At 52.0% G+C, this 9,927-nt stretch carries 11 protein-coding genes; 5 read left to right on the forward strand and 6 right to left on the reverse strand.

Features of this window, described 5'->3' with window-relative positions; translation table 11 throughout:
- The 5 genes from AACR77_RS00710 to AACR77_RS00730 form a co-directional block, all read left to right on the forward strand.
- On the forward strand, positions 1-835 hold an 835-nt coding region (locus tag AACR77_RS00710), incomplete at its 5' end, for an aminotransferase class III-fold pyridoxal phosphate-dependent enzyme (protein WP_042877894.1).
- A complete protein-coding gene (pseG, locus tag AACR77_RS00715) occupies positions 836-1,990 on the forward strand; it encodes a UDP-2,4-diacetamido-2,4,6-trideoxy-beta-L-altropyranose hydrolase (RefSeq protein WP_197055463.1) in 1,155 nt (384 codons plus the stop codon).
- Between the two features lie 14 nt (positions 1,991-2,004).
- Positions 2,005-2,556, forward strand: a complete 552-nt coding sequence (pseH, locus tag AACR77_RS00720; RefSeq protein WP_042877898.1) for a UDP-4-amino-4,6-dideoxy-N-acetyl-beta-L-altrosamine N-acetyltransferase — start codon at positions 2,005-2,007, stop codon at positions 2,554-2,556.
- A gap of 3 nt (positions 2,557-2,559) precedes the next feature.
- Entirely contained in the window at positions 2,560-3,609 is a 1,050-nt protein-coding gene (gene pseI, locus AACR77_RS00725; RefSeq protein ID WP_081999268.1) for a pseudaminic acid synthase, read from the forward strand.
- 11 nt (positions 3,610-3,620) lie between these two features.
- A complete protein-coding gene (locus tag AACR77_RS00730; protein WP_042877900.1) occupies positions 3,621-4,286 on the forward strand; it encodes a class I SAM-dependent methyltransferase in 666 nt (221 codons plus the stop codon).
- A gap of 51 nt (positions 4,287-4,337) precedes the next feature.
- On the opposite strand, the gene AACR77_RS00735 is transcribed toward AACR77_RS00730, so the two are convergent.
- The 6 genes from AACR77_RS00735 to AACR77_RS00760 form a co-directional block, all read right to left on the reverse strand.
- Positions 4,338-6,425: a motility associated factor glycosyltransferase family protein gene (locus AACR77_RS00735; protein ID WP_042877902.1), complete on the reverse strand. Its 2,088-nt coding sequence runs from the start codon at positions 6,423-6,425 to the stop codon at positions 4,338-4,340.
- Positions 6,425-6,733, reverse strand: coding sequence for a hypothetical protein (locus tag AACR77_RS00740; protein WP_234932886.1), 309 nt, complete (start codon positions 6,731-6,733; stop codon positions 6,425-6,427). The genes AACR77_RS00735 and AACR77_RS00740 overlap by 1 nt, the downstream gene beginning before the upstream one ends.
- Before the next feature lie 14 nt (positions 6,734-6,747).
- A complete protein-coding gene (gene fliS, locus AACR77_RS00745) occupies positions 6,748-7,170 on the reverse strand; it encodes a flagellar export chaperone FliS (protein WP_042015966.1) in 423 nt (140 codons plus the stop codon).
- 20 nt (positions 7,171-7,190) lie between these two features.
- A complete protein-coding gene (fliD, locus tag AACR77_RS00750) occupies positions 7,191-8,585 on the reverse strand; it encodes a flagellar filament capping protein FliD (protein WP_042877907.1) in 1,395 nt (464 codons plus the stop codon).
- 34 nt (positions 8,586-8,619) lie between these two features.
- Positions 8,620-9,078 (reverse strand): flagellar protein FlaG, encoded by a 459-nt coding sequence (locus AACR77_RS00755; RefSeq protein WP_225159482.1) that lies wholly within the window; start codon positions 9,076-9,078, stop codon positions 8,620-8,622.
- A gap of 41 nt (positions 9,079-9,119) precedes the next feature.
- Positions 9,120-9,927 (reverse strand): flagellin N-terminal helical domain-containing protein (locus tag AACR77_RS00760; RefSeq protein WP_042877913.1); only part of this gene is annotated, 808 nt, incomplete at its 5' end.

Genomic DNA, 9,927 nt, shown 5'->3' on the forward strand with positions numbered 1-9,927 from the left:
CACAGTAGGCTCCACCACCCGCCACCTGGGGGTGCCCGAGTGCGTACGCGAGCTGACCCATCGCTTCGACTACAACGATCTGGCCTCCCTCAAGGCCCAGCTGGAAGCCCATCCCGGCGAGTTTGCCGCCGTGATCCTGGAGCCCATGAACGTCGCCTGGCCCGCCCCGGACTTTCTGCCCGGTCTGCGCCAGCTGTGCGACAAGCACGGCGCCCTGCTCATCTTCGATGAGACCATCACAGGTTTTAGAAATCATTTAGGAGGCGCCCAGACCCTGTTCGGGGTGACCCCGGATCTGGCCGCCTTCGGCAAGGGGATGGCCAACGGCTTCCCCATCTCCGCCGTAGTGGGCCGCCGCCAGTACATGCGCCGCATGGAGGACATCTTCTTCTCCGGCACCTTTGGCGGCGATGCCATCGCCCTGGCGGCGGCCAACGCCGTGATCGGCAAGATGCGTCGGCTCGACGTGCCCACTCGCCTGGCCGAGCGGGGCCAGCAACTGCTCGATGGGCTCAACGCCCTGTTGCAAAAGCTGGATGCCCCAGGCTGGCTGCAAAGCGCCGGCCACCCCAGTTGGTGTTTCTTACTGACAGGTGATTCAACCAACCACACAAGCTGGCAGTTAAAGAGCTATTTAATGCAGGAGCTGTGCAAGCGTGGCATCCTTAGCCTTGGCAGCCACAACCTGAACCTTGCCCATAGTGAAGAGGACATTCGAACCCTGCTGGCCGTCTATGCAGAAGTCCTGCCGGAGCTTATCCGTCTGGACGCGAGCAAGGCCATCCATCAGGCCCTGGATGGCGAGCCTATCCAGCCGGTATTCAAGGTGCGCTGAGTGCAACCAGATATGCCGCAGACTCAACGCACAGCATCGGATAGCATGAGGCTAGACGGCCAGCGGATTGTTTTTCGTACCGATGCATCGCTGGAGATCGGTTCAGGCCATGTAATGCGCTGTCTGACCCTAGCCGATGCATTGAGTGAGAAAGGGGCTGAGTGCTGGTTTATCTGCCGTGCGCATCCAGGACACCTGGCTGAGCTTATCCGTACCCGTGGGCACCACTGCCATCTGCTTGACACAGTCGCCGAGCCAGAACAAGGCTCTGTGGACATATCCTCACCTGCACATGCGAGCTGGCTTGGATGCAGCAGGATGCTGGATGCTGCACAAACCCATGTAATTCTGGCCGAGATGTGTCCAGCATGGTTGATTGTCGACCACTACGCTCTCGACGCCCACTGGGAAAGCAGGCTCCGTAATTATGTCGGTCGAATCATGGTGATCGATGACCTTGCGGATCGTCATCACGATTGCGATCTGCTGCTCGACCAGAATCTGGGCCGCCAGCTCGATGACTACCGAAAGCATGTCCCACCCGGTTGCCAACTCCTGATCGGCCCACGCTATGCATTGCTTCGCCCAGAATTTGCTGAATTACGAGAATACTCTCTAAAGCGGCGCCAGCGTCCGGTGTTAAAACAGGTTCTGATCACTATGGGGGGTGTCGACAAGCTTAATGTAACTAGCCAAGTGTTGAATGCATTACGCTGTGCCCCCTTGCCTGACGATTGTCGGATCCTTGTAGTAATGGGACCAAAGGCCCCATGGCTAACACAGATTGAAGATCTCGCTGCAACTCTACACTGGCCAACCGAAGTACTGGTTAATGCTAACAATATGGCGCAACTTATGGCGAGTAGTGACTTGGCGATCGGTGCTGCGGGTAGTACATCTTGGGAGCGATGCTGTCTCGGTTTACCTACATTGATGATGATAATTGCAGACAACCAACAAGAAGCAGCACACAATTTAATGTCGGCTGGAGCGGCTGTGTGTATGCAAGAAAGAAATATGGAAAAAAACATTACACATTGGGTTAATGAATTTATTACAGCACCAGGAACTAGCACTGCAATGACAAGTTGTGCCAGTAGTATTACAGATGGTTTAGGAGTCTGGTTAGTTTCAGACAAAATAATATCTACTTAAATGGGAATTTTGCCATGGATTCTCTTGGTGTATTACGAAATGTTAGAGAAAATGAACTTGATATAATGCTCGCTTGGCGTAACGAGCAAAAAGTAAGAAGTAATATGTACACTCAGCATATTATATTGCGTGAAGAGCATTATTCTTGGTGGGAGAAAACTAAACTCCGTCAAGACCAAAGATATTATATGTATGAATACGAAGGGCAGCCATGTGGCATAACATCATTTAACAATATAGACTTGAGTAATAAAAATTCAGCCTGGGCATTTTACACAGCACCTTCAGCACCGAGAGGATCTGGAGCTAAGATGGAGTTTCTGATGCTCGACCTAGCATTCATTACGCTTGGCTTACACAAACTATACTGTGAGGTATTAGAGTTTAATCGCCCTGTAATTACTTTACACCACAAGTTTGGCTTTGAAACTGAGGGGGTTTTTAAGGATCAGCGCTTTACTAATGGAGAGTTTATCAACGTTCATAGACTGGCTATTTTAAAAACCCAATGGGAATCCAATAGAACTGCTCAATTAGAAAGAATAACAGCATTCAGGAGCAGATAGCATATGAAACCAAGAATATTTATTAATGATGTTGGCGTTGGTGTTGATTTTCCTCCATATGTGATAGCAGAAATGTCTGCTAACCATAATGGCAATCTAAATAATGCATTCCGCTTAATTACAGAGGCTAAGCATGCTGGTGCTAGCGCTATAAAATTACAGACTTATACAGCAGACACCATTACTCTTAACAGCAATTCCCCAGAATTTCAAATCCATGAAGGGCTTTGGCGTGGTAAGAGTCTTTATCAACTTTACCAAGAGGCTCAGCTACCTTGGGAATGGCATGCTCCCTTATTTCAGCATGCCCGTAAAATCGGTATCACAATTTTCAGCTCTCCTTTTGACACCACCGCGGTAGATCTCCTAGAAGAGCTCAATGCGCCTGCCTACAAGATTGCTTCTTTTGAAGCAATTGACCTACCATTGATCCGCTATGTCGCAAGCACAGGCAAACCCATGATCATATCGACGGGCATGGCAAACGCGGAAGAAATTGAAAATGCGATTGAGGCGGCGAGAACTGGTGGCTGCAAAGAATTAGCCATACTTCACTGTGTCAGTGGTTATCCTGCTCCGGCTGAAGATTACAACTTGCGCACCTTGCTAGATATGCAGCAGCGCTTCGGATTAGTGACTGGGTTATCCGATCATACGCTCGACAATACAACAGCTATTGCCAGTGTTGCCTTGGGAGCATCGGTCATTGAGAAACATTTTACTCTGGATCGCAATGGCGGTGGTCCTGACGATAGTTTTTCGCTGGAGCCGACAGAATTAAAGCAACTATGTATTAGTGCCAGAACAGCATGGTCTGCACTGGGTCAAGTGGATTACAGCCGAAAATCCAGCGAAGTGGGAAATGTAAAATTTCGGCGCTCTCTCTATTTTGTCAAAGACCTGCAGGTGGGAGAAACCATCACGGCAGATGCGGTGCGCAGTGTACGTCCTGGCTTTGGATTGGCGCCCAAATATCTTCCTGATGTGATAGGAAAAACTGTTACTCAACCTATATTGGCAAACACGCCGGTAAACAACGACGTTTTTAAATAATGGAAGGGCATATGCATCAGAAGAACGTCTTCATGGACCACGAAGGGGATGAGTGGTATAAGCGCAACAAGGCCGCCATCCTCGATAAATCTCTGGCAAATGATCCCATCTTCAAGGCGCTGGAATATCTGGGCAGCAGACCTGCCAGGATCCTGGAGATAGGCTGTGCCAACGGCTGGCGGCTGGCGCAGCTGGCCGAGCACTACGGCGCCCGCTGCTATGGGGTGGATCCGTCCGCCAGCGCCATCCAGGATGGGCTCTCCCGCTATCCAGGGTTGCAGCTCACCGTGGGGACGGCCGACTGCCTGCCCGAGATAGAGCCGGTCGACCTCATCATCTTCGGCTTCTGCCTCTATCTGTGCGACCCCCAGGATCTGTTCAAGATTGCCGCCGGCAGTGATGCCCTGCTGGCTGATCGGGGCCTCATGACCATACTGGATTTCAATCCGCCGGCCGGACACTATCGTAACGACTATCAGCATCACGCTAATATCTTCAGCTACAAGATGAACTATGGCGAGCTGTTTGGCTGGCATCCGGGCTACCATCGCCTGTTTGAACATGTGCAACATCACGATGGCGGCACCGAACTGGAGCCCGATGCGCTGATCTCGGTGCAGATCCTGCGAAAGGATGCGAGGCTACTCGCGGCACAGAATCCTTATCCCAAGGGATAGAAAAACACCGGCCCAAGGGCCGGTGTTTTTATTTGCTTAAACTTTTTTCCTTTATTTTCTGAACAGCGCCATCACTTCGTTATCTATCATATCCACGCTATCGAGAGCCCTCGGATACATGTCTCTGACTTTCGCCAAGAATTCCAACCAGAGTTCGATGGCCGGCTTCATCAGCACCAGTGTCTCCTCCTCCCCCTCGAAGGAGTAGAGAATGGAGCTCAGCAGGGTGAATACATAGTTCATCGAACCTATCATGGTCTGTGAAATATGCTGCTGGCGTGTGGCAGAAATCTGGGCAAGATAGCCAAAGTTGCGCAGCATCAACTGATTAATCTCATTGCGAGACGTGAAATCCTGTTGCCATTCGGCCACCATCTTGTCGATAAAAATGTTGAAGAACTCGACATCAAGCAGCGAAGAAAAGTCCTGCTTGAACAGTGGAATAGGGGCACTCAGCGCCGCAATTTCCCCGAGCAGATCAGACTTATCAACAAACTGGGAAAGACTTATTTCAGAGCTTGGTAAGGCCCTAGCCTGCATGATCCTAGCACCATCACTGCAGTTGAAACACTGCACATCGGGATTAGCAACCAGCACTTGTTCGATCACATGACGTGAAGCATCAAACATGGCGTTGCTGATGACCATACCGCCAAAATTCCCTTCGCGATGCCATTGGCTGTCGCCATACATCAGCGCCCCCAAGGCACCAGCACTCTCCTCGTTGTTATAGTAGGAGCTGAGCTTGGAATGATGGTGCCCCTTGTGCTTGTAGCCGTTATCCAGACCGAACAGATACAGGTTTTTAAAACCAAGGTGGATGGGGGCGCTGACACCGATATTACCCACTAAGGGATTAACCCCACCGAGAGCGGCGCAGGCGTTTAAATGAGGGAAGTAATTATGGTAGAGCGCCACCCCGGGCTCGCTGTGTTTGAATGCAAGTGCTGATTGGCTGAATAGCGAAGCACAATCAGGGTGGATCACATCAGTACTCAGGAACAGGATATCTCGCAGGTAATCGGGATCGTTCAGGTTGACCAAGAAGTCATAGACAATCTTGGTTCGCTCCGTCTCAACGTGAATATCCGGCTTGATGCCGACCTTGTGCAAGGCCGAAATGGCACTGCCACAGGAGATGATGATGGCCTTGTCTTTGTTTTTCTCAATGACAGAGATGGAATCATCCAGCGATGGGCCATTGGCAATCACAAAAATCGGGGTCCGTTGATATGTTGGCGAAATCCTTTTATCTTTTCCCAAGAATGGCACGGAACGCTCAATATTATTGATAGTGTGGGATAGAGCTATCAGATTGTCATCGAAAAAGCCCCACCCCATCACCAGCAAGAAATATTCTTGCTGCACCTTTTCGATCAGCTTTTTGATCTTTTCATTCTGATAGCCCCACATGATGAATGCATTGGCAATCAGGAAGGAACCACGGCTGTGAATGGCAGAGGCGAAATCCTTGACGATGCTCTCTTCATCCTGTCCCAGCAGGATCTGCATCCCCAGGTTCTCTTGATGCAGGTAATCGAGCAAAGGTGCCCAGTCGAAGCAGTACAAGGAGGCGTAAAAGAGATCCAGATCCGGCTCGAAGAGGAACAGAGTGCCGATCTTGCACCTTTCATAGAGATAGCCAAGGTGGTACCCGAGACCGACGCCAAACACCAGGGCACTGGGGACCTCATTGGGGACATGTTCGAGCTGTGTCTCCGTCTCAGAAATATCGTCAAGGTAAGCATTCAGCTTGTTGAGATACTCGACATGCATAAAGCCAAGGGGATTCGCCTCCTGGCTGAAGGAGAACTTGGACAGGCCCCCTTTCTCCATGAACTCGGTGACCAGGGTCTCACAGATGAGGTAGGGTTCGTTGCCGTAGACGGCAACGCCATCATCTAGCCACTCAAGATTGGGTTGACCATTCTCGTTGCAGAAAAACCTGAACGGGCGAGCGGGTTGGTAGCGCTCATAGGTATCGGCGATATGGGGAATATATCGACGGAAAGCCGCCATATTCTGTTCAAATCTCAGCGGCAACGCCACTGCCATGGCGGCTTCCTGTTCCGCCTGCTGCTGCAGTCGCAGTGCATCCTGCTCAGCTTGCATCAGGGCGGAATCGACATTGAGCGACATCAGAACTCCTTGCTGTTCACACGATAGGCCTGACCGGCCTTGCTGGCTCTTCCGAACAGGGTCAACTGTTCGAAAATGGCATGATGATGAGTGGCGGCCAGGTTTTTCATGGCCTCTTCCTGAACGGACAATCTGACGGCCAGAGCGGCTACCGCCTGTTGCTCTTCCGCTTCGCCGCTGGCCAGCGTGACCAGCTTATCGATCAAGACAAGCCTGTCATCCATGCATTGCAAGGCATCATCATATTGCTGCTGCCGCAACAGCGTCTCCATGAGGCGGGCATTCTCGTCCAGTGCCTCTTCGAGCACGGCAAGCCTGGAGCTCACAGCTCACCCAACTGCTGTCTCATCTGATAACCCTGGTGTTTTTCGGATTCAGGCAGTTGATCCCAGCCTGACTTGATGGTCAGCATCAGAGTCATCACTTCATCAAGAGGCGCCGTATCCCGGTTCAGACTGGCATCCCAAACCCGTTCATCCATATAGGCGTAAAGCCCATACAGATCCTCCGCCATGCGCCCCTGGCTCATGTCCAGCGCATCCTGCAACCCGTGAAGCAATCCTTGTGCCTTGGAGACGGCAGTGGCTTTGGCCTCCATGTCATTGCGCTCAATGGCTCCCTTGGCTTGAGCCAATCGCTCCAGGCAGCCCTGCATCATCAACTGGATGACACGGTGAGGGTCTGCAGTGGCCAGATCGGCCGCCAAATTACCCGCTGTATATGCTTTGATATTGCGCTTGTACATAATTCAACACTCTCGATCTATCAAGACTTCTGATAACTCGTCTGCAATGTTGCCAATGCAGAAGCAGAACTGTTCATCTTGACCAACAAGGCATCCAGACTGCCGTACTGGGCGCGCAATGCCGCTTCATACTTCGTCAACTGGGCATTGGCCGTCGCCGTTTTTTGGGTCAGCGCACGCAAATCCGAATTCAGGACATCTTCTCGTTGCGCAAGCATACCGCCGCTCTTGGTATATTCTTTCAGGCCGGAATTCAAGGTAGATGCCAGCCCCTTCTCTCCCCCAAACAGGGCCACCACCTGATCGAAGTTCTTGTCGACAGCTTCCCCGAACTTCGTCTTGTCGAGGGACAGTTTTCCCTTGTTGTCCATCTTGATGCCAATCTCAAAGACGGTCGAATAAGTACCGCTGTTCTGAGAAGGGCTGACCAGCAGGTTGCTCATGAAAGACTCGATCGCTCGGGTGGTGGAATCCCCGGCAAGGGCACCACCATCATCCTGCTTCACCCCTCCAACGAAGCTGTTGCGCTTGCCCAGGCCATTCATTTTGTCCTGAAGGGTGTTGTATCCATCGACAAACTGCTGGACAAGCTCCTGAATGGAGGTCTTATCGGTAGTGATATCGACCTTGTTTGCCTTGAGATCTCCCGCACTGTCTTTATCCGACACGCGAAGTACCGTCACCTTGAGGTCCTGAATGGAATCATCAAAGGTGTTGGTATCACTCTTGAGGACGTTGCCATCCACATTAATCTCGGCACTGCTGGCTGCCCGGGTCTGGATCATCACACCGCCACCGGCTTCGAAGACCCCTAGCTCGGCGTTATCGCCGGTGATGGTCAAATCCTTGCCGTCTCCCGAGATACCGGAGTCGATCACCAGCTTGGCCTTGCCATCAGCCGTGTTTACGATGTTGACACTCAGGCCGAAGTTATCGCCATTGCTGTTGATGCTTTTACGGATATCTTGCAGGGTGTCCCCAGCCTTCACATCAACCTTGAACGTCTTGTCACCCGCCTTGAAGGTCAGTTGCCCATCCTGAGTCGCCAGAGGGGTGGTCGAACTGTCGAAGATCCCCTCCTGGCGGCTCGTTTCCGCCAACTTATTGACGATGATGTTGTATTGACCGTTGGAAGCACCAGACTTGCTCTCCACCTTCAAAATGGGGTCATCTTTGCTCTGGGTGATGTTGATGGCACGTTTGTTGAACGCACCTGGCGCACTCAGTTTATCCAGAATGTCGGTAAAGGCAGAGATGGAGGATTTCAGCTGACCGATACCGGACAAGGAGATCTGGGTACTGTTTTGCTTGGTAATGATCGGCTGTTGCAATTGAGCTTTTTTCGCTGCAACACTCGCCGAGATCACACTTTCAAGATCGAGTCCAGACCCCGCCCCTGCTGAAGTAATTGCCATCACATCCTCCTGTCTATCGACTTAAAATATCAGGTCACACCTGGCCATCGAACAACAGCCCGGAGAGACTTGGCAGGGTGTTCCCTGCCGGCTCCATGGCCTGCAACCTCTTGTTCATCAAGAGCATTTCTTCACTCGGGATCTGTCGGATAACCTGTTTGGTATCCACATCAATGACCTTGATGACCGGCTGCTCCAGCTCGGGAACCAGACTGAAGTTGATTGTCCATCCCTTCATCTTGCTCAAGTTGTCCAAGCGCTCCTGCAATTCTTGGGCCTGTTTTTCTATATAGGCCTTGTCAATGCTCGGCTTGACTGTCTTGATGTGTGTCGGTGGCTCCTGCGATGCCTTGGCTGCCGACTCGACGCCTTTCTGTTCGGCCACATCATGTCCACCCGCAACGGATGAAGAAGCAGGCATGGCGGCCTGAGGGCCGCCATGTTGAGTTAGCGTCGAAGAAACAGAAGGCATGGCTATCGATTCATTGCCCATCTGCTGCTCCTCATATCAATGATGTTGACGTTACGGCCCGCTTAACCCAGCAGTTGCAGTGCAGACTGCGGACGCTGGTTGGCCTGGGCCAGGATACTGGAAGCCGCCTGTTGCAGAATGTTCTGCTTGGTCATGTTGGCGGTTTCTGTCGCAAAGTCTGCATCGCGGATACGGGAACGTGCTGCACTCACGTTTTCCGAGATATTGGCCTGGTTGCGAATGGTGGAGTCCAGACGGTTCTGCACCGCACCCAGCTCGGCACGCTTGCTGTCAACCACCCCCAGCATGGCATCAACAGTCGCAAGAACATCTTGAGCCTGAGACTGCGTGCCAATATTGATCCCACTCGCGGTCGCGAAAACGGTCGCAGCCGAACTACCTGCTGCTGCTGCAATACCAGAAATACTGAATCCATCAGCTTGGCTAAGACTGAAACCGATAGTCTGATTGGCATCCGCCCCAACCTGGAAGGTACCACCATAACTACCGTCCAGCAGCTTGGTGCCAGCAAAGGTAGTGTCTTTGGAGATACGGTTGATTTCCGATCCCAGCTGATCCACCTCCTTCTGCAGGGCTTCACGATCTTTGGCGGAGTTGGAGCCGTTGGCAGATTGCTGCGCCAGGGTACGCATGCGTTGCAGCATGCTGGTCACTTCGTCCATGGCCCCTTCAGCGGTCTGCGCCAGCGAGATGCCATCATTGGCGTTGCGGTTACCCTGGTCCAAGCCGTTTACCTGGGAGGTCAGACGGTTGGAGATCTGCAGACCCGCCGCATCATCCTTGGCGCTGTTGATGCGCAGGCCGGATGCCAGACGGGTGTAAGAGGTATCCAACGACTTGGTGGTGTTC

The sequence above is a fragment of the Aeromonas sp. ZOR0002 genome, from assembly GCF_963866995.1.
GTDB classification, from domain to species: Bacteria; Pseudomonadota; Gammaproteobacteria; order Enterobacterales; family Aeromonadaceae; genus Aeromonas; species Aeromonas caviae.

What these genes read in the sequence shown, in the direction of transcription:
- pseH (WP_042877898.1), top strand. Translation starts at nt 2,005, where the DNA reads ATGGATTCTCTTGGTGTATTACGAAATGTTAGAGAAAATGAACTTGAT.
- pseI (WP_081999268.1), top strand. Translation starts at nt 2,560, where the DNA reads ATGAAACCAAGAATATTTATTAATGATGTTGGCGTTGGTGTTGATTTT.
- AACR77_RS00730 (WP_042877900.1), top strand. Translation starts at nt 3,621, where the DNA reads ATGCATCAGAAGAACGTCTTCATGGACCACGAAGGGGATGAGTGGTAT.
- AACR77_RS00735 (WP_042877902.1), bottom strand. Translation starts at nt 6,425, where the DNA reads ATGTCGCTCAATGTCGATTCCGCCCTGATGCAAGCTGAGCAGGATGCA.
- fliS (WP_042015966.1), bottom strand. Translation starts at nt 7,170, where the DNA reads ATGTACAAGCGCAATATCAAAGCATATACAGCGGGTAATTTGGCGGCC.
- fliD (WP_042877907.1), bottom strand. Translation starts at nt 8,585, where the DNA reads ATGGCAATTACTTCAGCAGGGGCGGGGTCTGGACTCGATCTTGAAAGT.
- AACR77_RS00755 (WP_225159482.1), bottom strand. Translation starts at nt 9,078, where the DNA reads ATGGGCAATGAATCGATAGCCATGCCTTCTGTTTCTTCGACGCTAACT.